Below are 21,768 nucleotides of genomic sequence, written 5' to 3'. Positions count from 1 at the left end.
TTCTATAAACGAAGAGTTGGCACATCGCGGCGTTCAGCCGCCTAATTCCGTGGAACTGAGCGGACCTCGAACATCCTGCGCACGCCCGAACTCCTCGGCCTCGATATCTTCGAGCGAACGGTTGCGAGTCTCGATACCGAGGCAGAAAACCACGCATGCTCCGACGAGCAGAACTGTCGTGGTCATCGCGAATACGCCCAGAAACCCGAACGCCGGATAGACGAGGCCGACCAGAATCGGCGCGCTCACCGAGCCGATGCGGCCAAACGATGACGACGATCCCGTGCCCGTCGTGCGGACTGCAGTGGGAAACACTTCCGGGGTGTACGCATAGACGCCCGCGAATGCGCCGTTCATGAAGAACGACAGGCATATGCCCGCAAGCATGATGCCGATTCCCGTGTGAGAGAACGCAAGCGCGATCGCCGCGATGCCGCCCAGCAGCATGTACGAGGCGACCACCGCTTTGCGTCCGATGCGTTCATTGAGCCATGCCGCAGAGAAATAGCCAGGGATCTGCGCCCCATAGATCGCGATCGAATAACCGAAGCTTTTGGTCATGGTGAGCCCCTCCTTGAGGAGCAGACTCGGGATCCACGAGAAGAACGAGTAGTACGCGAACGCGACCGAGAACCACATGAGCCAGCTCACCGCCGTGGTACGCGCGAGTCGCGGCGACCACAACGTCAACACGTTCTGCAATGCGCGACCCTTGGCCGGTGCCGTCGCCGGCATCATGCGGACGGAGGCAACCGGCGCAAGATGAATGCCGCGGCCGGTGAACCATGATTCGATCGCGCTTACGATGCGATTCGCTTCTTCGGTTCGGCCCTGGCTTTCGAGCCATCGCGGCGACTCCGGCAGCGTCCTTCGCCACCAGAGCAGCATGACGACCGGCAACGACGTGACCACGGCGAGATACCGCCAGCCATCGGCAAAATTTCTGACCACGACGAAGCCGAGAATCGACGAACTCAGATAGCCGAACGACATGAAACCGACCAGTGCGCCGCAAAACATTCCCCTGTAGCGCCGCGGCACGAATTCCGCGAGGAATGGCGCGATCACCACGGTCTCCGCGCCGGAGCCAAAACCCGCGACGATGCGTAATGCGAAGAACGTGTGCCAGTCGGTTGCCGCTGCACTCGCGAGCGACGCGACACAGTAGATCGCCAGCGCCGTCATCATGATGCGGCGGCGGCCGATGAGATCGGCGAATACGCCCGACAGAAAAGCGCCGAAGAAGTACCCGATATAGGTACTGCTGGCAACGAGGCCAGTCTCGGCGCTCGTCAAATGCCACAGCTTGCTGACGACCGGTAACAGGAACGCAAGCGACGACGAGTCGAGTCCGTCGAACAGATACCCCAGCCCGCCGATCAGCAGAAGTTTGCGATGAAATCCCGATAACGGGAGCCGTTCAAGACGAGCAGCTACAGCGGACATGGCGAGTTTCTCCATGGAGGAATGAGCGCGTTGATCGCGGGCACGAAGTTCATCGCCCGATCGCATATGCCTGCATCTGGCGAGGCGTCGCCGCGCCGCGCATCAGGCCATTTCTGATGCCCACCGCGCAGACCCGCCCCAATGCCCACGGCTCCGCCACGGTCAGATCGTGTCCACGCGCGCGCAATTCGGCGAGCGTGCTTTCCGGAAAGCGTGCTTCGGCGGACATCTTGCCCAACTGCATCGCGCGCGGGTAGAACGAGCCGGGAAAATGAGCGGTCTGGAACGACGGCGAATCCGCGGCGGCCTGAAAGTTCATGCCGGCGTGCACATGTTTCAGGAACAGCTGGAGCGACCACTGATCCTGCTGGTCGCCGCCGGGCGTGCCGAATGCCGCGTAAGGTTTGCCCGCGCGGGTAACGAGCGTGGGCGACAGCGTCGTGCGAGGACGTCGGCCAGGACCCAAGGACGATGGCAGGCCCTCTTCCATCCAGAACATCTGCGCACGCGTGGTGACGTTGAACCCGAGTCCGGGCACCGCCGGCGACGCCTGCAACCAGCCGCCGGACGGCGTAGCCGACACCATGTTGCCCCACCGGTCGACGATATCGAGGTGTACGGTGTCGCCTCGAAGTTCAGGCAGCGGCGCGAAGGTCGGCTCTCCCTGCCCGAAGCCCCCAAACTGTTCCTTCCCGGCGAGCGCCATGATGCGCGCGGCGCGGCGCCCGCTGTCGCCGAGCGTTCCCGGACAAAATTCGAGCGACGCACGCTGCGGGTCGATGAGCTTGCGACGTTCGTCGTTATAGGCGTCGCTGAGCAGCACATCTAGCGGCACATGGGCAAACGCCGGGTCGCCGTAGAAGACCTCGCGGTCGGCGAACGCGAGCTTCGAGCACTCGATAACCGTGTGGACGAAATCCGGTCCCTGCGGATCCATCGCCGCGAGATCGAAGCCCTTGAGCAGCGCAAGTTGCTGCAGGAACATCGGTCCCTGCCCCCACGGACCCGTCTTGTGGACGCGAAGGTCGCCGTAGTCGTAGGACACCGGATCTTCATAAGAGGGCTCCCACCGAGCGAAATCGTCGGCGGAGAGCAAGCCGCGATTGCGCTGGCCTGAAGTATCGAGAACGGCTGTGGACCGAAAGTACTGGTCGATGGCGTCTGCCACGAACCCGCGATAGAACACTTCGCGAGCCCGTTCGCACTGCTCGGCGCGGTCGCTGCGGCTGGTCGCTTCTCGCAGAATGCGTTTGTAGGTGGTGGCGATCGCCGGATTGGCGAAGAGGTGATTCGGCGTGGGCGCGTCGCCATTTCGCAGCCATTGTTCGGCCGAGGTAGGCCATTCGGTGAGAAAAAAATCCTTGATCGCGAGGATCGACGAAGCCATGCGCGGCAGCACCGGGTAGCCGTTCTCCGCATAGCCGATCGCATAGCTCAACACGTCTTCGAGCGGCAACTGGCCATAGTCGCGCAGCATGGCCATCCATGCACCGAATGCCCCCGGTACCACCGCCGGTAAAAGTCCGGTCCCCGGCACCACTTCCAGCCCCAACTCGCGCATACGCCCGATCGTCATGCTCGCGGGCGTCACGCCCTGGCCGCAAAGCACTCGAACCCGGTCTTCACGGGCGCTGTAGAACACCACCGGCAGCTCACCGCCGGGACCGTTCAGATGCGGCTCGACGATCTGGAGTACAAACCCCGCGGCTGCAGCGGCATCGAAGGCATTGCCGCCTTTTTCCAGCGTGGCCATGGCCGACGCGCTGGCCAGCCAATGCGTCGACGCCACCATTCCGAACGTGCCAATCAGTTCGGGACGAGTTGTGAACGACATGCCCTACTCCTCTTTTGATCGCTGCGACCGGTTGCTGGACCAATGTTTAAAGGTATCAATTCGATCAGCGGGCCTTGGATGACGCCACCCTTTCCTCGATGCTAACCTGGAATATAGCCGCGTAATACAAGCCAAAAAAGCACTGCATGAAATTCATAGCGTCAGTGCGCCGTCAATCTGTTATCTTTGATACCAATATTCATTGGTTCGGACGAATGGAATGGAAGAGACAGCGTTGAGCGGCCTGCTCGGGTATATCGCAAGTCATCAGCTCAAAGACGGCGACGCGTTACCGCCCGAGAGGAAGCTGGCTGAGGAACTTGGCGTCAGTCGAAGGGAATTGCGCTCGGTGCTTGCCTCGCTGGAGGCGTCGGGACGCGTATGGCGCGGAGTTGGACGCGGCACGTATCTGGGAGCACGGCCGCTCAAGTTCGGTCCCACGCTGCGCGGCTTGCGCGCGGGCACCAGTCCAGCGGATATCGCCGAGATGAGGCTACTTTTCGAGCCCGCGCTGGCGGAACTCGCCGCGACCAAGGCTAGCTGGGACGATCTGCTCGAACTTGAGAAGTGCGCGCGGAAAAACGCGGCCGCGAACAGCGACGAGGAGTGGCAGCAATGGGATCACCGCTTTCATTTATTGATCAGCCAGGCCACCCGCAATCCCGCGCTCATTGCGCTCATGGAAGTGATCAACGGCATGCGCGTCAAGCCGGAGGTTCGAAAGAAAACCGTCAGCCAGGAGACGCGGCATTATTTTGCCCAGCAGCATCAGGCAATCGTCAACGCGATGAAAGCCCGTGACGGTGAAACGGCGGCGCGATGCATGCGCGAGCATCTGTCGAGCGTGCAGTCGCGGGCGTCCAGCAAGATAGGCGGCGCGGCGGAATCACCGGGATGAAACAGCGTTGGCTGTGCATTGGTTTGATCATGCTTTCGGTGGAGTTGTCGAAAGGCGTTTGTTCGCGTGGCGGCGCCGAGCCTCGATGGCCAGAGCAAGAACCCCTGAGCCGCCCATCATGAGCGAGATCGATACGATTACCAGACCGACGCGGTTGTGTCCCGAGAACAGGCCGACCAGTAAGCCCGCAAGCGGCTGCGTCGAATTGTTGAGCATGATGACCACACCGAGAGTCTTGCCGTAATCTCTTGGTGGAATGACTGTCTGCCGCACAGTCCGAATGTAGATGCTGAACATCTTGTCGAAGCCTGCAATCAGCAGAAAGCCGATCGCGTAGCCCCAGGGGGACGGGCTGACACCTGCAACGATCCCGCCAGCGCATATTGCCACGAATGACAGCAGGCCCAGCACTCGCCGAGGTATTGCGGTTCTCGCGATCACCAGCAAAATGACGACGGTTGCGATAGCCCCGGCAGTCTGCAAAAGCGCATAGAAAGCATCGGATTGATGATGCACGCCGGTCACCATCGCCGCCGAAGTCGCCAGCGTAACGCCAATGACGAGGTTTTCCGCCGCAGCCAGCGCCACGAGTTTTTTCAGTTTCGGCAGGCGCGCGACGTGATCTAACGCGACCTTGATTGGCGCGGACCAGGGCCCCCTGGCAACCTCAGGCGCTAACAGTTCGAAGTCGCTCGTGCGTTGCCATAAGACGGTCGCCCAGTCCGCGGCGAAAAACAGAATCGCCGTTGCCACGACAACGAACTCCCATCTCCAGCAACCCAACATCAACGCGGCTAATACGGGGCCGGCAACCACGCCTATCTGGTCGGCGAGTTGCGAGTGCGACAGGACTCGTTCGAATTTTTGATTTTTGAATACCTGGGGCAGCAACACCTCTCGTGCGACGAGTCCCTGACTCGTGAGAACGCCACAACACGCTGAAAGTACGACGAGCCAACCAATGCCGGCGAATATTGCGTATCCGATAACGCCTGCAATACACGCGAAGCCGCGATACAACTGGCTCACACGCAGAATCCTGACGGGCGATATCCGGTCACAAAGGACGCCGCAAAAGGGAAACACCAGGTACCTCGGGAGCGCCTCGATGAAGAACGCAATACCGGACCACGACGTCTCATGCGTAGTCTGATAGACGACCAGGGGCACCAGAAAGAGCAGAATCTGGTCCGCTAGTCTCGACAGAAACAAAGAGGCAAAGAAGGCACTTTGATTGGTGCGCACTGGACGGTTTCCGTTTCGCTGACGCCGTAGCAAATTGAAGGCGGATACCTTGCCGCCGTTTTATTTGTGCGGACCACGACGCGGCCGGCTGTCCGGCGCGATCGTGTTCCCGGAGCGCCATTGTCCACGATCCGGTTGTTTCGGCCGAGCGAATTCTCAATGTGCATCTGTGCCGTGCTCACCCCAGTGGCCGTCACCGCAACTGCGCGACTGCATCGAACACACGCCCAAAGAACTCATCCGCATGCTCGGGATTAAGCCAGCGCACTATGACGGCGAGCCTCCGGGTCGGCTCGACCCACATGAACGAGCTTCCCGCGCCCACACCGAAATAGCTCGATGCCGGCACGCTCGGGAACATCTTCTGTCCGGTGTTGAGCCAGACGAGATAGCCGTAAAACGGCGCGATCGCGCAAGGCGTTTGCATACGCTCGATCCACTCCTTCGACAGCACACGGCGTCCGGATGCGACGCCTTCGTCGAGTAGCATCTGCGCGATCTTCAACTGATCGTTCGCGCTGATCGACATGCCGCCGCCCCAGTGCGTGCCGCCCGGTACCGACTGCATGCGGCGTCCGCCCACCTCCACCCATGAGTGGTCGTAGCCGACCCAATCCCAGGCTTCGCTTGCTCCTGAAGGCCGTGCAATCGCCTCGCGGAACACGTCCGGCAGCGGGTCGCCGAACAGATGCAGCAGCGCAAGCGAAAGCTGGTTGATGCGCACGTCGTTGTACTCCCAATACGTGCCCGGCTGCTGTAGCGGACGCAGATCGCCCTTCTTGCCATTCGGCGGCTCGCCGAACGTGACCGCGCGATAGTGATCCGCCTGATCGGGCAAACCGAAGCAGGTGCCCTGCCATTCGCTCGTCTGCTGCAGCAATTGCGCCCACGTGATGCTTGCGTTGTGATCGTCGTCGAAACCGATCCCCGGCACGCGCACGCGCACGGGCTCATCGAGATCGGACAGCAGGCCGCGGTCGTGGGCCACGCCCGCGAGCAGCGCCAGATACGTCTTCGCAATGCTGAACGTGAGGTCCGCGCGGTCGGGCTCACCCCACGTCGCGAGCTTGTGTCCGTCGAGCGCAATCGCGCCCGAGACCGGCCCCCGGTCATGCACGGGTCCGAGCAGCCGGTTCCACGGCGCCGGGTCTTTCACATGCACGCCCCAGTTGGCATCGACCTGGCGATCCCACGTCGATTCATGCTCGATGGAAAACTGGATGGCCTGCTGCAATGCTTCGTTCATGCGTATTTCCTGTGAGTTTTCTGGACAGTTGTTGTGCGTGCAGAGGTGATGACCCGCGATGAACCCCGCGCACTCACCGCACATGCAGACGACGGCGCGCCCACATCAGCGTGAAGAGGCTGATTACAGCGGCGATCATCAGATACAAACCGGGCGCCAGATTGTTATGTGTGAAGGCGATCAGCGCCGCGACCACCACCGGCGTGAAGCCGCCGAAAATCGTCGTGCCGATGTTGTAGGCGAACGCCATGCCGGTTGTGCGCGTTTCAACAGGGAAAAGGTCCGCCATCAACGCGGGAATCGGCGCGAAGTACGTTGCTTTCAGCAGCGCGACCCAGATCACACAGGCCAGCAGCATGGGCAACGACGGATAGGCGTTCATCAGCATGAAGGCCGGATACACCGTCACCAGAAACAGTACGCCGACCGGCAACATGATGCGTATGCGCCCGAGCTTGTCCGACAGGTGTCCGACCACCGGCACCAGTGCCATCATGATGAAACCCGCCACGAGCGTCGCAATGAATCCCGACGACGGCGAGAGCTTGAGCTGATGCGTCGCGTACGTCGGCATATACAGCAGCATGTAATTCGCGGTCGTGGTGAGCACGAGCGAGCCGATAGAAACGAGCACCCGTTCCTTTTGCGTCGCAAGCACCACGCGCACCGGCGACGCGAGCTTTTCGGCGCGAGCGAATTCCGGTGTTTCGTCCATGCGCCGGCGAATGTAAAGGCCGATGGGACCGATCAGCATGCCGAACAGGAATGGGATACGCCAGCCCCACCCTTCCAGTTGCGGCGGCGTCAGCAGGCCGGTCAGCAAGGCGCCGAACAACGACGCGAGCAAGGTGCTCGCGCCTTGGCTCGAGAACTGCCAGCTCGACATGAAGCCGCTGCGCGCCGGCGCATGCTCGACGAGAAACGCCGTCGAACTGCCGAATTCACCGCCGGCCGAAAAGCCCTGCAGCAAGCGCGACAGGAAGATCAGGATCGGCGCGGCGATGCCGATCGTCGCATACGGCGGCATGACGGCGACGAGTCCTGTGCCGAGCGTCATCAACCCAATCGACAGTGTGAGCGAGGCCTTTCTGCCGTGCCTGTCGCTATATGAACCGAGAACCAGCGCGCCAACCGGACGCGCGAGATACGACAACGCGAACGTGCCGAGCGTAAGTAACAGCGAAACGGTGCGGTCGTGCGTCGGAAAAAACAGCCGCGACAGCGTGGAAGCGAAGTAGCCATACACGACGAGGTCGTAGAACTCGAGCGCGTTTCCTATCGATGTCGCCACGATCAGGCGCGCAATGTTGTGCGACTGCGCGGCGTCGAGCGGTTGTTGCATGGCGGCGGTGTCAGTACTCATTGCGCTGTCCTCGATACGGTTGACGGGGCAGATTGGCGGCCGGATTCGCGTCGGGGGCGTCGCCCTCGCGCGTACCGAGATCCCAGAACAGGCCCGCCATGATGCGCAGACCTTCTTCGACTACCGGCGCGAGCAGATGCTCGTCCGGCGCGTGCTGCGAACAGCCGGGGTACGAATGCGGCACCCACAACGTGGGCATGCCGAGCACGTCGGCGAACACATCGTTCGGCAGCGTTCCGCCGAGGTTCGGCAGCAGCACCGGCTGCGCGCCGGTCGTTTGCGTAAGCGAGCGCAACGCCCACCGTACCCACGGGTTCTCCGGATCGACGCGCGTCGCGGGCGCGCCGCGCTCGACGCTCACTTCGACCATCTGGAAACCGTGCGCGTCGAGATGGCGGCGCACGATGCCGGCGATATCGGACCAGGCGGTGCCCACCACGAAGCGCAGCTGCATGTGCGCAAACGCGAACGGCGGAATGGCGTTCACGGGCTTTTCGGGGTTACCGGTGCGAAACGCGAGCACTTCCAGATTGTTCCAGCCGAACACGCGCTCGGCGGGCGTCAGGCCCGGCTCGCCGTAGTCGGTATCGACTTCGGGCTCACCGGGGTTGCCGCCCACGCTGATGTCGGCCAGCGCGCGCCGCACCGCGTCTGGCACCGGCGGCGGACGAAGCCCTTCGATCGCGATACGGCCGTTGGCATCGACCATCGACGCAATCGCGTTGGCGAGCACGATGCCCGGATTGCGCAGCAAGCCGCCCCAGTTGCCCGAGTGATGCGCGCCGTCGCGCAGGTTCACATCGAGCCGGAAATTGGTTACACCGCGCGAGCCGAGAAAGAGCGTCGGGCGGCTGGCGGCGAGACGCGGGCCGTCGGAGGCGATCAGGACATCGGCGGCAAGTTCGGCGCGCAAGCTGGTGCAGAGTGCGTGCAAACCGGGCGACCCGACCTCTTCGCCGGTTTCGAACAACAGCTTCAGGTTGAAGCCGAGCTTGCCGCCGCGCGCATCCATCACGGCTTTCAGCGCGGCCAGGTTGATGCTGTGCTGGCCTTTGTTGTCGGCGGTGCCGCGGCCATACCAGCGCTCGCCGTCAACGCTCACCTCCCATGGCGAGCGGCCGTCGGCCCATTGCGCGTCGTAGCCGCGCACCACGTCGCCATGACCGTAGCTGAGCACGGTCGGCAGATCGTCGCCTTCATGCCGATGCGCGATCAGAAATGGGCCCGCGCCTTCGTGCGGATTCTCCGCGATGCGGCACACGAAGCCCCATGCTTCGAGGCGCGGCGTCAGTTCGTCGGTGAGATAGGCGCGCAGAAGCGAGTTGCGCTCCGGCTCCTGGCTTTCAGTGCGCAGCGCGACGCGGCGTTGCAGGTCGGCGAGAAACTGGCCGGATCGGTAGCCTTCGGTGGCTAGCTCAATGGCGGTATGTCGGGTCAACTCGGTCTCCGTCGGGTGCGCTGGAAACTGCGTTGCGCCGCCGCGTCAGAGTGCGCGGCGCATGCGGCAGCGGGTCAACACCCATGCTGTGGTGGCCGATATTTCTGCACAATTACAATATTTCTCACCCACCTTTGCCAGAACGGCAAAGGTCGTCACCGGGACTAACGCATCCAATGGACCAGACAGCCTTGCGCTATTTCCTCGAAGTCGCGCGCAGCGGATCGCTGAGCAAGGCGTCCGAGCGGCTTTTCGTTGCCGTGTCGGCTTTGAGCCGGCAAATCGCGAGGCTCGAGGAGCAACTGGGAACGCCGCTCTTCGAGCGCCGTCCGCGCGGCATGGTACTCACCGATGCCGGGCGGCTCCTCGCCAACCACGCCCGCCGCAGTCAACTGGAGGACGAACGTGTCACCGGAGAGATTCGCGGCCTTTCGGCCGGCGAACGCGCGACCATTCGCATTGCGAGTTCGGAAGGCGTTGCACCGGACTTCCTGCCGCTCGTTTTTGCGCAGTTCCTCAAGATGCATCCCGGAGCGCATTTCCAGCTGGACGTCTCCGCGCCGTCGATAGCGACGCAGCGCGTGCGTGAAGGCACGCACGACGTGGCGGTATGTTTCAACATGGTGCCGGAGCGGGACGTTCAAGTGCATTACGCACAGCGCGCACCGGTGTACGCGCTGATGCGGCAGAGCCATCCGCTCGCTGCGCGCGCCAGCGTCTCGCTGGCGGATCTGCTGCCGTGGCCGCTCGCCATGCCGAGCCAGACTCTGACGATACGGCAACTGTTCGATATCGCATGCAGTCTCGAAGGGCTGATCTTCGAGCCGGTAATCGCCAGCAACTATCACGTGGCGTTGCAAAACTTCGTGCGCTACACCGACGCGATAACGTTGACCGGCTATCTGACGGTACACAGCCGCCTCGTGTCCGACTCACTTGCCATGGTGCCGATTTCAAACCCCGAACTGCACCAGCGCACGCTGCAGATTCAGACGATGGCGGGCCGCACGCTTCCACAGGCAGTGACCGCGTTCATTGCGTTGCTGATGGAAGCGATCGAGTCGCCGGAGCATGTGGACGTGGGAGTCAGCCGAGGTTAGCGCGCGCAGCACTATGCACGCACGATACCTGTGAGCGGCTTCGTCGCGACGGTCTGACCGAATAGCGCGCGAGCCGTGCGCTGAGGGTCGAGACCGAGGCCTTCGCTCGCGACACCGGCAATCAGCGAGTCGAGCGATGTGGTCGGTTTGAGGTCGCGCGCTTCGTAAAGATCGCGAGGCGCGAGACCGGGCCAATCCGCGATGACCCGCCCGCCCGCGACCGCTCCGCCCAATACCATCGCCACCGAACCCGTGCCGTGATCGGTGCCGCCAGTTCCGTTCGCGGCCGCGGTTCTGCCGAACTCGGTCGCGACGAGTACGGTGGTTTTGCTCCAGGCCGGGCCCATGTTGTCGCGCAGCGCCGCGAGCATCGTGTCGAGCGCCTTCAACTGATTCGCAAGGCGCGTGTTCTGCGCACTGTGCGTGTCCCAGCCGCCGGTTTCGATCATTGCGATACGCGGGCCGTCATCGCGTGACAGGAAACTGGTGGCCAGTTTGCCGAGGCTCGCGGGGTCCTGGCGCGCGCCCGCGTCGCCCGCAAGACCGCGCGCCGTCATTGCCGATTCCCACAGCGGGCGCAACTGCGCGTCCTGATCGTATAGCTGGGAGACGCGCATGAGCAGATCGTCCGGCGCTTGCGGCAATGCTGAAGGCGCGTAAGAAGTTACTTCCGCATTGCCGCGCAGCGCCATGGGCACAGTCGGCGCGAACGCAATCGCGTTTTCGCGTGCGCTCGGCAATTGAGCGACGAGCCGGTTCAGCCAGCCGTCCTTCACCCGATATGGCGACGCGCTGCCCGTCTCGAGCACGTTCTGTCCGTCGAAATGCGAGCGGTCGCGATACGGCGACGCCACCGCGTGCACGAACAGCGCCTGACGGTCCGCGTACATGGCGCCGATCTGCACGAGCGCGGGATGCAGCGCAAAGGTGCCGTCCAGGCGACGCGCGCTCGATGCATCGATCGCAAGCGCGCCGCGCAACGTTGCATAGGCAGGCTCCGCGTAGGGCACGACGATGTTCAGGCCATCGGCGGCGCCCCGCTGAATCACGAACACGAAACGCCGATCCGTGACGACGCTCGCGAAAGCAATGCGCGGCGATACGAGAATTGCGCCCGCTCCGGCAGCAGCAATCTGCAGAAATTGACGGCGTGAAGACATGGACTATCTCCGTTGAAAATCGGGCGAGACCAGCAAAAGTGCGATGGCCGTGGATGCGCTTTCGGCACGTGCGACGGCCACAGCACTCGGCGCGCTGAGCGATCCCGGGAGCAGCACCTGCCCCAGCGAACGCGCGTCGAGCCGGTCGCCGACGCGCGCGGCCAGGCGCTGCGCCACTTCGACGCGGCGCACCAGCGCATCGGGCGCGGCCCAGCTTGCAGCAATATCGTCGTAACCGGCAGGCGAGCCCGGCCGCCACACGGGTTGACCAAGTTGCGCCAGGATGGGCGCAGCCTGCTGATTACCAAGGTCTTGCCAGCCGAGCCCGCGCATCGAAGAGATCGCCCATTCCCACGGCGTCTTGAACTTGACAGCGACGGGCGACCACGCATGCGGCATGTCGAGCAATGCACGGTAGACGGACGGCAGATCGCCGCCGCTGCGCTCGAACACGCCCGCAAGCCGCTCGCTCACGCCTGCCGGCGGATTGTCGGCAATGAAATGACGGGCCAGTTTCGAGCCGATGTGCTGCGCTGTTGCGGGCGCGCTGGCGAGATCATGCAAGATTGCAAGCGCCTGCTGTTCGCCGGGCTGATCATAACGGCGGCCCATGATGGTTCGTGAGCCGGGTTCATGCAAGGCGTCGCGAAACACGAAGCTGCCCGGCGCCGAGGCCTCTTGCATCGGACGGCTTGCCTGCATGCCTGCACTGGCTGAACTGCCGGCGTTGGCGGTATTTCCGGGATTCCGAGGTCCGGTAGCGAGACTCCAACCGGTCAGTGCGCGGGCGAATTCGGTCACGTCCTCCTGGTTATAGCCACTGCGTACACCTAGCGTATGCAGCTCCATGATTTCGCGCGCGAGATTTTCGTTGAGGCCGCGCTTGCTCTGGGGATTTCGCTGCGCCGCCCGCATCGCCGCGACGCTGTCCGGCCCTACCGAGCGCGTCTGATCGAGAAACAGTTGCATGGCCGGATGACGTTCCACTGCGACCAGCATGTCCTCGAAGCGGCCCAGCACATGTGGACGGATCGCTTCGGCTTCGAATGAGCCGGCGAGCGCGGCCACAGCTGGCTTTTCCGTCGACACTGCGAAATGGTTAGACCAGAAATGAACCAGCCGCTCGACAAAGGGCGTCTGTGTTGTCAGTGCGCTCACCACCCGCGCATTCACGGACGATCGATAGTTGTCGCGTATTTCCGCACGAATCGCCTTTCGTTCGGCTTCCTTATCTTTTTTCGTGTCGCTTTGCGATGCCGCCTGCTCGCCTGTCTGAGCATTCGTTTGTGCGGGCATGCTCACGCCGCCCGGATTGCGCTGGGTCTGCATACGCAACTGCATGCGCTGCTGCTCCAGTTCGCCCGAGATTGCCAGCGAGTCAGGCTGGCTCGCCCACGCAGCTGGCTTCGGCTGATACTGATCGAACTGCGCGAGTAGCCAGGCCTTCGGGTCGGCGGGCGGCGTATCGTCGGCGCGGGCGCCCAGGCCGAAACGATTCAGCGCAATTGCAGCGGCGGTAAGGTTCGGTTGCGCAGCCATGCGATCCTCTTCGGCGTTAGATACAGCTTGAACGTGCGGTGCGAGAGATATCCGTCGCGCCCGTCTGATTTTTTAATCGCCCGAAGATGCCGGACTCGCCGGCCGCGCGACGCTGGCGCCGGACTGCGGCTCGCGCCACTGTCCGCGCAAGCGGAGGCTGTCGGCGAACTTGACCCGCTCCTCAGGCGACAACCCCGACGCGAAATCCGCCACACTGCTTTCCACCTGCGCGCGCAGATTGCTGTCGGCGGCACGCGTGCGAGCGAGGGCGGCGTCGAGTGCAGGGCGATCGAGCTGCGGAGCGGCCAGCAGACGCAACACCTCGCGCCGCCCTTCGCGTGCCTCGCGCGCGAATTGTCGCGCCTCGCGGCGCCCGGTCTTCAGGCTGTCGGCAAACTCTTTTTGGCGCTCGGTTGAAAGCGTCTGCGCGGCAAAGCGCAACGCGCGCTGTTGCGCGACGAGCGGCGTCGTGGCACCGCGCGCCGCAAACCACTGATAGGCGCCACCGGCAATCGCGCCCAGCAGGAACACATTGAGCACCAGCGAGGCCACCAGAACGATTTTCCATGTCCGGCTGTTCATTCGCCGCTCCAGTCGGCGGATGAACCACCGAAACTCGACGTTAGATATGACGACTCGTGCATCGGCGGAACCGTCTCGGTCAATACGAAAAACGACACGGCCAAAGCGCCGGCCGCGCCGCCGAGCAAGCCGACACCCGCGACCGCCGCGCCTGACCACCACCATGCGCGCCGCTGCGCAGCAGGCCGCCGCCGCGGCGCACTGCCGATAATGCGCTGCTGCAGTGCCGCGTCCGGCGGCGCAACATGGTCGGCAGCGAGCCACGTGTCCAGCTCGGCGGCTTTAGCCAGGTACGCATCTGCTTGCGCGCGATGCGCGTCCGCCCAGCCCTGCGCCGCTGCCCGCTCCGGTTGCGGCCAGCGGCGTGGATCGGCGCCATAGGCTTCGACGATCTGGTGGAATCTTTCCGGCGTCATGAATTGTCCTTGCTAAGGCCGCTGTCGGCCAGTTGAGCGCGCAGATTGCGGCGCGCGCGGGCCAGCAGACTTTCCAGCGCATCGACGGTGACGCCCATCAGTGCTGCGGCGTCGGTGTTCGACATCTCCTGGTAATAAGTGAGCACCAGTGCCTCGCGTTGTCGCGCGGGCAAGGCGGCGAGTGCTTCGCGAACACGCTCGCCGCGGGCGCGCGCTTCGAGCCGTGCATCCGGCGGCGGGGCGGGATCGACCTCATCGTGCAGGTCGTCGCCAGGATCTTCGCGCCGGCCGCGCAGGCGGTCATAGCAAAGATTGAGTGCGACGCGATGAATCCACGTGTCGAATTTCGCCTCGCCTTCTCGCCAGCGCGTGGCCTGTTTCCAGATCCGCACGAATACTTCCTGCGCGACGTCTTCCGCTTCCATGCGATCGCCCAGCATGCGCGTGGCGACCGCGAGCAGACGCGGCAGTTTGCGCGCAACCAGCGTGCGCACAGCGGCCGGATCTTGCCGGCCGACCTGCTCCAGCAATTCCGCGTCGGGATCGCGTTCGCTCAAGAGGCCGCACCCTTCGACACACGTGCGATGCGCTTCACGTCGGCTTTATCCTCGTAGGTCCGTTGCGCGTGCATTATCCGGGCGCGGTTTTTCAAGCGGTCGTTCAAGCGGTCGTTCAAGCGGTTGTTCAATACACGACGACTGCCGGACGATAGTAGACCGACCGCGCCGGGTAGACCACACAACCGCCGAGCGACCCCACGAGCAGCAATATCAACAGTGTTTTCATGGCAGCTTGCCTCCTTGAGTCATGTGAGGCCTTCACGCCCAATGGCCTTCGACCCAGCGCCAGTTCGGTCCGCGCTGCACCCAATGTCCCGGCACCCAGTGATAACCGGCGCGAACCGGCTGCCAATGGCCCGGCGCCCACTCGTAACGACCGTGGTGCCAACGCCAGCGGCCCTGGTCCCACACATAGCCCGCTCGCGGCGCGGGCAAGACTTCGACGCGGGGCGGCGGTGGCGCGACAGGCGCGATGATCACGGCTTGGGCGATAGCAGGTGCCGCGGTCAGCGCGGCGGCGCAGGTCGCCGCGACGGCGAGCACGTTGCGTCCGAAGTGAAGCGGCGTTTTCGATGTCATGTCGGTTTCTCCCATTCATCCAGTATCGAAGCGCGGCAGGGCTTCGTTTCTTTTTAAACGCGGCAGCGGGAAAAATCCGTCGAATGCTTCGAATATTTATTTGCGTCGCAGCGACAATCTTCGCTGCGACGGGCCGGAGCGGGTGCAAATCATGACTGTCCGTGCTGCTTGTCCTCCGAACGACGCCAGTCGGCGGGCGTCATGCCCAGATGTTGGGTGAAGGCCCGACGGAACGCCGCGACGGATTGATAGCCGACCGTCTCGGCTACGACTTCGGTGGACACGCCTGGCTTTTTCAACTCATTGGCGGCCAATGCCATCCGGACATCTGTCAGGAGTTCATTGGGCGAGCGTCCGACCTTGTCCTGAAAGTGGCGGAGCAACGTCGCGCGCGACATGCTGCAAAGTTCGGACAGTTCAGACAGAGTCCACGGATAGGCCGGATCGTTGAATATGGCTGCAAGCGCCGGGGCGAGGCGCGGATGTCCCGCGAGAGCCAGCAAGCCTGTCGGCGCCTCGTCAGACTCGCCGGACATACGCAACGCAAGCGCGAACAACGCCGTAGACAGCGCGTTCAGCATTGCATAGCCGCCCAGCCTGTCCGCACTCGATTCCGCCTGCATGAGCGCCATCAGCCCTTTCAGTTGTGCAAGCGTCTCAGCGCTGGACGAAGCCCTTGCGGCCGATGTCCGGACAACGAGCCGAGGCGGCAGATATGCGCGGATCAGGCGGTCATGCGGCGGCGCCAGCACGATTCGACCGCAAAGCATTTCAAGGCGCTGACCACTGCCTTTATTTTCGCTGACGGTCAGGTTCAACGTCTGGCGCTGGCGCGCAGGTTTCGGGCGCGCGCCGCTGCCGTCGTGAAGAATATGGGCCGAACCGTGCGTCAACATCACGATGTCGCCAGCGCCAAGATCTTGCGGCTTGCCCTCGCCCGGCGTCTCAAGAATGGCCGATCCGCCGAGCACGATGTGATACGGCATTTCCCCGGCAGCGGAATCGTCGTAGATGACTTGCCACGGAGCGCCGTACGAGCATCGGAGTTCGAGCTGCCCGCGCACCGTCATCATGCCGAGCAGACGGCTGAGCCAATCGAGCGTGAGTGACATAGCTACCTCGGTTGATACTTTTGAGCATGATATTGGCAATCCAAAGGCTCAACAAGATCATTTCGCGACCCTAAAGTGGAGGCTCCTAACCACCACCGCATGAGGTCGATCATGAGTCGCATTGCAATTCCCGCAGTTTCGAACGCCACGGGCGCCACCGCCGAAGTCTATGCACGGGTACGGAAGATCGCAGGCGGCAGCGTGCCGAACCTGTTCGCGACGGTCGGTCACGTCGCACCCGCGACATTGAACGCCGTGCTCGACGCGGAAGGCGCGCTCGCGTCTAGCAGTCTCAGCAAACAGGATCTGGAAACCATCAAGCTGCTCGTCAGCGAGCAGACGGGATGTGATTACTGCGTGGCCGCTCACGTGATGTTGGGAAAGATGACCGGCCTCTCGCCCGAGACGCTCCGTCAGATTCGCGCGGGCAAGGCGACGGGCGATGCGAAGCGTGACGCCCTCGTCCACTTCGTGCTGACGCTGCAGAGCACGCGCGGCACGATCGATGAAAACGAGTTCACCGCCATTCGCGCCGCCGGTTACAGCGACACGCAACTGGCCGAGATTTCGCTGGCGATCGCCATGACGATCTTCACGAATACATTCAATCGCATTAACGACACTGACGTCGATTTCCCGCCGGTCAAATAACACGTGCGTAGTCGGGCGGATTCGTCACGCGGTGACGTGCCGCTCGCCGCATCGTTGTGATCCGGCGGAAAGCCGGATCGCCGCCGCACTGGCCACACTCACTCGCAGGTGTACTGGAGGATTTCATGTCTCAAGTTGAACATTTCGATACCTTGATTCTCGGCAGCGGCCAGGGCGGCAAGCTTCTGGCGTGGCATCTGGGACGATCGGGACAACGGGTCGCCGTAGTCGAACGGCAGTGGGTCGGTGGGTCATGCCCTGCCGTGGCTTGCCTGCCGAGCAAGAACGAAATATGGAGCGCGCGGGTCGCGCATCTGGCGCGGCATGCCGGCGACTTCGGCACGACGACCGGTCCGATCGCCGTCGACATGGCGAAGGTCCGCGAACGCAAGCGCGGCATGATCGAGAGAGAGGCGGCGTTTCACGTGCAGGCGTATGCGTCGAGCGGCGCCGAGTTGATCATGGGCTCCGGCCGTTTCATCGGACCGAAGACGATCGCGGTGCAACTGAAAGACGGCGGCACGCGCACGCTCGCCGGCGATCAGGTGGTCGTGAATGTCGGCACGCACGCTGCAATTCCCGATGTGCCCGGATTGCTGGCCGCCGGACCGCTGACGCATATCGGCGCGCTCGATCTTGACTACGCGCCAGCGCATCTGGTCGTGCTGGGCGGCGGTTATATCGGCATCGAGATGGCACAGGCTTATCGCCGCTTCGGAAGTCGCGTGACTATCGTCGAGCGCGGCGCCCGCCTGATGGCTCGCGAAGACGTGGACATCAGCGAAGAGATGCGTGGCATTCTGAATAACGAAGGAATCGATATCGTGACGGGTGCTGAAACGGTCCGTGTCGAAGGCCGCTCCGGTACGCAGGTTCGCGTCGTGCTGAGAACCGCTTCGGGGGAACGGGTGATTGAAGGCAGTGACATCCTCGTTGCGGCAGGACGGGTTCCCAACACGGCCGGTATCGGGCTGGAGCAGGCAGGCATCGAAGTCGACGAACGCGGATACATTCGCGTCAACGACAGGTTGCAGGCATCGGCACCCGGCGTATGGGCAATCGGCGAAGTCGCGGGCAGTCCGCAGTTCACGCATGTTTCGGTAGACGACTTCAGGATAGTGCGCGACAACCTCGCGGGCACAGATCGAACGACAACCGGCCGCCTGGTTCCGTACACGCTATTCACTGATCCGCCGCTCGCACGCGTGGGTCTGAACGAACGCGATGCACTTCGCGACGGTATTGCGGTTCGCGTCGCGACACTCCCAATGAGCAATGTGCTGCGAACTGAAGCGACCGACGAAACTCAGGGATTCATGAAGGTTCTCGTCGACGCCAAAGACGACCGTATCCTGGGATTCTCGATGATCGGACCGGAGGCAGGAGAGGTCATGGCTTCGGTGCAGACGGCAATGATCGCAGAGCTTCCGTACCCGAAACTGCGCGATGCTGTCATCTCGCATCTGACGTTCGCCGAAGGTTTGGGGCCGCTTCTGTCGAAGGTTCCTGCAAGGGCGGCTTAACAGACGATCGGCGCCTGGGCGCGGACTGCGCGAGTCCGTTGAATCTGACGGGCTCGCTCGTTACTTGCGCAATCTGCCCGCGCCCGGACATGGTCCATAGCCAGAGAAACGAGCGTTGCGCCAGTCTGTATTCCGGATGCTCCCTATCGGACCATTACAAATGAGCGTCCTGGTTCGTCCTCGCCTCGACTGCTGTGGAATGACGGTCAGCCGGACTGAGGCCGCTGGCACTCGGTCTGGAACCAGTAGTCGACGAGGCGCTGTGCCGCCTGGAGGTCGTCCGGATAGTACGGGTCATACCACGGGGACGGGTCGTAGCCCGCCTTTCTCAGAGCACCGAGTTCGCTCTGGTGTTGCGCCATGGTCGGCGGCGCGTTTGTTCTCAGTGCCGCGAGGTCGCGGCACTCCGTCGGGGTAAGGTGCGGTCCGGTGTACGGCATGACGGGAGCCACGCAACCGGCGACCAGCATCGTCACGGCGAAAAGCGTCGACCAGTTTGTCAGCAGTCTGCTCATGGTGCGTGTCCTTCGGTGCGAGCGAAACAGGGGCGACGCCATGCCGGCGCGGCTGGCGTGTTTCCTCGGGTTGTTCGTCTTTCGAGTGATGATTCCGTTGCTGTGCGATAACGCCTCCTCACGGAGGCGACAGAAACTAAGAGCAATCCCTACGCCTGCTTTCTCAAGCTCCGCTCACATTTCCCGCCGCAACAAACAGGTGTTCGTGTCATGCCGACTTTCGCATGAATCCGTGTTGGCGACGCTACGACAGTTTATCGAATTCGTCGCGCCCGGCAATGTCCGAATCACCGCTAAACAAGGCTTGCAGCGATATGGCATGGACTCTGCAATACACCGCGTCCAGCCGTAGCGCGAGCCACCGTGCATCCCACCGGATGCTGTTGCGTCGCGCCCCGTTCGCGCTGGTACTGAATCGACCAGGTCGTCGACCGGAGGGCATCATGTTCATCTATCTGTTTCTCTTGCTGCAAGAGCTGCTCGACCGCGCTGAACACAGCCGTCGGGACGCGTACCTCGCATCTGCCGTGGACATGTGCGAGCTTGAACGTCGCATGCAGTCGCTCGATATCGACGGCTGACCTCGCTCAACGCGGCACTGTCCGTCAATCAGTTCGGATGGCAGAGCAAATCTTCCGGCGTCTCGAGCATAGCCAGGCGGCGGCGTCGCACCGATAGTAGAGACTCCCCGGCACGGCGTCCGTGCTTCCGACTCCTCGACTACCCGACTCCTCAGGAACGACATGAATAACGCCATCGCATCGCGAACCTGCTCATCTCCAACGACCGTCATCGCTCTGCATTGCTCGGGCTCCGGCGCGACGCAATGGCGCAAGCTCGGCGAGGCGCTTGGCTCGCGCCACGCGTTCGTCGCGCCGGAGCACTATGGCTGCGACAGCACCGGCCCATGGAGCGGCGAGCGCGCGTTCACGCTTGCCGACGAGGCGGCGAGGACGGTCGGCATCATCGACGCCGCCTGTGGCAAGGTGCATCTCGTCGGCCACTCGTACGGCGGTGGCGTGGCGTTGCGCGCGGCTGTCGAGCGGCCCGAGCGCATTGCGAGCCTGACGCTGTACGAACCGTCGGCGTTTCACCTGCTGAAGGCGATGGGCACCTACGGAGTCGAAGCGCTTTCGGAAATCGTCGCGATCTCGAAGCGCACCGCCGACGGAGTCAGCTGCGGCGACTATCGCGGTGCGGCGGCTTCGTTCGTCGACTACTGGAGTGGACGGGGCGCATGGGATGCGCTGCGGCCCTCGGTGCAGGCCGCGCTCACGCGCTGGGCGCCGAAGGCGCCGCTCGACTTTCGCGCGCTTCTCGATGAACGCACGCCCGCCAGCGCTTACACGAGCCTGCGCGTGCCGGCGTTGATCATGCGCGGCGAACATGCGCCGGTTCCGACGCGGGCGATCGCCGAGCGGTTGCCCATGCTGCTGCCTGCGGCACGCCTTGCAATCGTCGAGGGCGCGGGACATATGGGGCCGCTCACGCACGCCGACCAGGTCAATGCGACGATCGCGCGGCATATCGCCGAGTCGGAAGCGGCGCATTGATGAGGCAATCGTCGAACGCAGTTAGTTTGGGAAATGCTGGTTACGCGTGCGTCATTTCATTGAAGCGACAACTTCGTCGGTGGTCACCACGCCGTGCGCGAGAAACGCGTAATTGACCATTGCCGCTTTATATCCATCGCCCCAAACGGGGTGACGTGGTCCCGCAGTCGCATCGCTCACGACGTGGACCTCGAATCCCTGTTCGAGCAGGTCGCGCAGATGCGATTCCACGCACATATTGGCAAGCATGCCGCCCAGTACCACCTTGCTCACGCCACGCTTGCGCAGTTGAAGGACGAGATCGTTGGTTTGCGGTCCGAAGACCTTATGTGGGCTCACAACAACCGTCTCGCCGTCGTTGATGTAGGGCTTGAATTCGTCGAGCCAGTCAGCGCCCGATCCGTCGAAACCTTCGAGATTCAACTGACCGCTACGCGCAAACGTCCCGGTAGCGAATTCATCGGACTCCAACGGTCCGTTGAATTTCCACAGGCGGTCGGTCGGGAAAAAATAATGTGGCGATATAAAGACGGGAAATTTCGCGGTCTTTGCCGCCTTGAAGATTCGCAGCATGTTTTCGACCGTCCTGTTCTCCGTCACGCTCGCTCCCACCGCGCCCCAATTCTTACCCGACTTGCTCAGGACATCGACTTGCGGGTCGATGAATACTACGGCTGTCTCCGTACGATCAAAGGACACTTCGGACCTCCAGGAAATCGCGTGACGGTTCACCGGCCTCTCCGACCGGAGCCTCCCGACCAGATTAGGAAACGAAGACCTGGAAAGCAACGACGCATTGATGCGGCATCCCGGTTTTGCATGCGAGCGCCGGATGACAGGGCGCTGGATGCGTCCGCAGGTCGACCCCGCGTGCATGCTTTTAACAAGGCGATGAGTAAGACTCCCCCGCGCTTGTTGGGATCTGGCATGCAAGTACGGTTTTCGCGACCTGCCGGTGCGTTTGTTTTTGAACGTGCGCAGGTCGCTCAGGTCGGCGAGACGGCGGCC

General features: G+C 62.9%; 21 protein-coding genes. 6 read left to right on the top strand and 15 right to left on the bottom strand.

All coding sequences use genetic code 11. From position 1 onward, the window contains the following. Nucleotides 1-33: 33 nt before the first annotated feature. Together ACTJLB_RS25375 and ACTJLB_RS25370 are read right to left on the bottom strand one after the other, a co-directional pair. The gene (locus ACTJLB_RS25375; RefSeq protein ID WP_131315584.1) at nt 34-1,446 is read right to left on the bottom strand and encodes an MFS transporter; all 1,413 of its coding nucleotides are present in this window, start codon (nt 1,444-1,446) and stop codon (nt 34-36) included. 49 nt (nt 1,447-1,495) lie between these two features. Continuing rightward, nucleotides 1,496-3,280 (bottom strand): gamma-glutamyltransferase family protein, encoded by a 1,785-nt coding sequence (locus ACTJLB_RS25370; protein WP_440784861.1) that lies wholly within the window; start codon nt 3,278-3,280, stop codon nt 1,496-1,498. 220 nt (nt 3,281-3,500) lie between these two features. Between ACTJLB_RS25370 and ACTJLB_RS25365 the strand changes: the two genes are divergently transcribed. Next, the gene (locus tag ACTJLB_RS25365; protein ID WP_087753700.1) at nt 3,501-4,178 is read left to right on the top strand and encodes a FadR/GntR family transcriptional regulator; all 678 of its coding nucleotides are present in this window, start codon (nt 3,501-3,503) and stop codon (nt 4,176-4,178) included. A gap of 27 nt (nt 4,179-4,205) precedes the next feature. On the opposite strand, the gene ACTJLB_RS25360 is transcribed toward ACTJLB_RS25365, so the two are convergent. The 4 genes from ACTJLB_RS25360 to ACTJLB_RS25345 all read right to left on the bottom strand — a co-directional run bounded on the left by ACTJLB_RS25360 (nt 4,206) and on the right by ACTJLB_RS25345 (nt 9,470). Next, on the bottom strand, nt 4,206-5,423 hold the full coding sequence (locus ACTJLB_RS25360; protein ID WP_440784859.1) for an MFS transporter: 1,218 nt from the start codon (nt 5,421-5,423) through the stop codon (nt 4,206-4,208). Nucleotides 5,424-5,616: 193 nt separating this feature from the next. Next, complete coding sequence (locus tag ACTJLB_RS25355) at nt 5,617-6,669, bottom strand: serine hydrolase domain-containing protein (RefSeq protein WP_440784857.1); 1,053 nt, start codon at nt 6,667-6,669, stop codon at nt 5,617-5,619. 73 nt (nt 6,670-6,742) lie between these two features. After that, a complete protein-coding gene (locus ACTJLB_RS25350; RefSeq protein WP_020067756.1) occupies nt 6,743-8,032 on the bottom strand; it encodes an MFS transporter in 1,290 nt (429 codons plus the stop codon). Continuing rightward, a complete protein-coding gene (locus tag ACTJLB_RS25345; protein ID WP_440784856.1) occupies nt 8,022-9,470 on the bottom strand; it encodes a M20 family metallopeptidase in 1,449 nt (482 codons plus the stop codon). Before ACTJLB_RS25345 ends, ACTJLB_RS25350 begins: the two co-directional genes overlap by 11 nt. Before the next feature lie 176 nt (nt 9,471-9,646). On the opposite strand from ACTJLB_RS25345, the gene ACTJLB_RS25340 reads away from it, so the two are divergent. Then, nucleotides 9,647-10,570 carry a LysR family transcriptional regulator gene (locus ACTJLB_RS25340; protein ID WP_020067758.1) on the top strand — a complete coding sequence of 308 codons (924 nt, stop codon included), beginning with the start codon at nt 9,647-9,649 and terminating at the stop codon, nt 10,568-10,570. A gap of 11 nt (nt 10,571-10,581) precedes the next feature. Here the strand turns inward: ACTJLB_RS25340 and ACTJLB_RS25335 are convergent, their stop codons facing one another. The 7 genes from ACTJLB_RS25335 to ACTJLB_RS25305 form a co-directional block, all read right to left on the bottom strand. Next, nucleotides 10,582-11,730 carry a DUF1501 domain-containing protein gene (locus ACTJLB_RS25335; protein ID WP_440784855.1) on the bottom strand — a complete coding sequence of 383 codons (1,149 nt, stop codon included), beginning with the start codon at nt 11,728-11,730 and terminating at the stop codon, nt 10,582-10,584. 3 nt (nt 11,731-11,733) lie between these two features. After that, entirely contained in the window at nt 11,734-13,269 is a 1,536-nt protein-coding gene (locus ACTJLB_RS25330; RefSeq protein ID WP_440784854.1) for a DUF1800 domain-containing protein, read from the bottom strand. A gap of 72 nt (nt 13,270-13,341) precedes the next feature. Beyond that, entirely contained in the window at nt 13,342-13,851 is a 510-nt protein-coding gene (locus tag ACTJLB_RS25325; RefSeq protein ID WP_440784852.1) for a periplasmic heavy metal sensor, read from the bottom strand. Continuing rightward, the gene (locus ACTJLB_RS25320) at nt 13,848-14,267 is read right to left on the bottom strand and encodes a hypothetical protein (RefSeq protein WP_440784851.1); all 420 of its coding nucleotides are present in this window, start codon (nt 14,265-14,267) and stop codon (nt 13,848-13,850) included. Before ACTJLB_RS25320 ends, ACTJLB_RS25325 begins: the two co-directional genes overlap by 4 nt. Further along, nucleotides 14,264-14,824 carry an RNA polymerase sigma factor gene (locus ACTJLB_RS25315; RefSeq protein ID WP_440784850.1) on the bottom strand — a complete coding sequence of 187 codons (561 nt, stop codon included), beginning with the start codon at nt 14,822-14,824 and terminating at the stop codon, nt 14,264-14,266. Before ACTJLB_RS25315 ends, ACTJLB_RS25320 begins: the two co-directional genes overlap by 4 nt. Nucleotides 14,825-15,085: 261 nt before the next feature. Continuing rightward, nucleotides 15,086-15,406: a YXWGXW repeat-containing protein gene (locus ACTJLB_RS25310; RefSeq protein WP_440784849.1), complete on the bottom strand. Its 321-nt coding sequence runs from the start codon at nt 15,404-15,406 to the stop codon at nt 15,086-15,088. A gap of 149 nt (nt 15,407-15,555) precedes the next feature. Next, complete coding sequence (locus tag ACTJLB_RS25305; protein WP_131315599.1) at nt 15,556-16,518, bottom strand: cupin domain-containing protein; 963 nt, start codon at nt 16,516-16,518, stop codon at nt 15,556-15,558. Nucleotides 16,519-16,629: 111 nt separating this feature from the next. On the opposite strand from ACTJLB_RS25305, the gene ACTJLB_RS25300 reads away from it, so the two are divergent. Both ACTJLB_RS25300 and ACTJLB_RS25295 read left to right on the top strand, forming a co-directional pair. Next, nucleotides 16,630-17,169, top strand: coding sequence for a carboxymuconolactone decarboxylase family protein (locus ACTJLB_RS25300; protein ID WP_440784848.1), 540 nt, complete (start codon nt 16,630-16,632; stop codon nt 17,167-17,169). A 125-nt stretch (nt 17,170-17,294) separates the two neighbouring features. After that, entirely contained in the window at nt 17,295-18,692 is a 1,398-nt protein-coding gene (locus tag ACTJLB_RS25295; protein WP_440784847.1) for a mercuric reductase, read from the top strand. Between the two features lie 206 nt (nt 18,693-18,898). On the opposite strand, the gene ACTJLB_RS25290 is transcribed toward ACTJLB_RS25295, so the two are convergent. Then, a complete protein-coding gene (locus ACTJLB_RS25290; protein WP_020067774.1) occupies nt 18,899-19,207 on the bottom strand; it encodes a DUF4148 domain-containing protein in 309 nt (102 codons plus the stop codon). A 443-nt stretch (nt 19,208-19,650) separates the two neighbouring features. Here ACTJLB_RS25290 and ACTJLB_RS25285 point away from each other — a divergent pair, with 443 nt between their 5' ends. Together ACTJLB_RS25285 and ACTJLB_RS25280 are read left to right on the top strand one after the other, a co-directional pair. After that, complete coding sequence (locus ACTJLB_RS25285) at nt 19,651-19,788, top strand: DUF3563 family protein (RefSeq protein WP_020067775.1); 138 nt, start codon at nt 19,651-19,653, stop codon at nt 19,786-19,788. A 162-nt stretch (nt 19,789-19,950) separates the two neighbouring features. Beyond that, a complete protein-coding gene (locus ACTJLB_RS25280; protein WP_440784846.1) occupies nt 19,951-20,760 on the top strand; it encodes an alpha/beta fold hydrolase in 810 nt (269 codons plus the stop codon). Nucleotides 20,761-20,811: 51 nt separating this feature from the next. Here the strand turns inward: ACTJLB_RS25280 and ACTJLB_RS25275 are convergent, their stop codons facing one another. Further along, nucleotides 20,812-21,459: a cysteine hydrolase gene (locus ACTJLB_RS25275; protein WP_310066872.1), complete on the bottom strand. Its 648-nt coding sequence runs from the start codon at nt 21,457-21,459 to the stop codon at nt 20,812-20,814. Nucleotides 21,460-21,768: the final 309 nt, after the last annotated feature.

It is taken from the genome of Paraburkholderia sp. 22098 (assembly GCF_052045935.1).
In the GTDB taxonomy this organism is placed as follows: domain Bacteria; phylum Pseudomonadota; class Gammaproteobacteria; order Burkholderiales; family Burkholderiaceae; genus Paraburkholderia; species Paraburkholderia caledonica.
The sequence above is the reverse complement of the archived record's forward strand: the minus strand, read 5'-3'. Positions and strand labels throughout refer to the sequence as shown.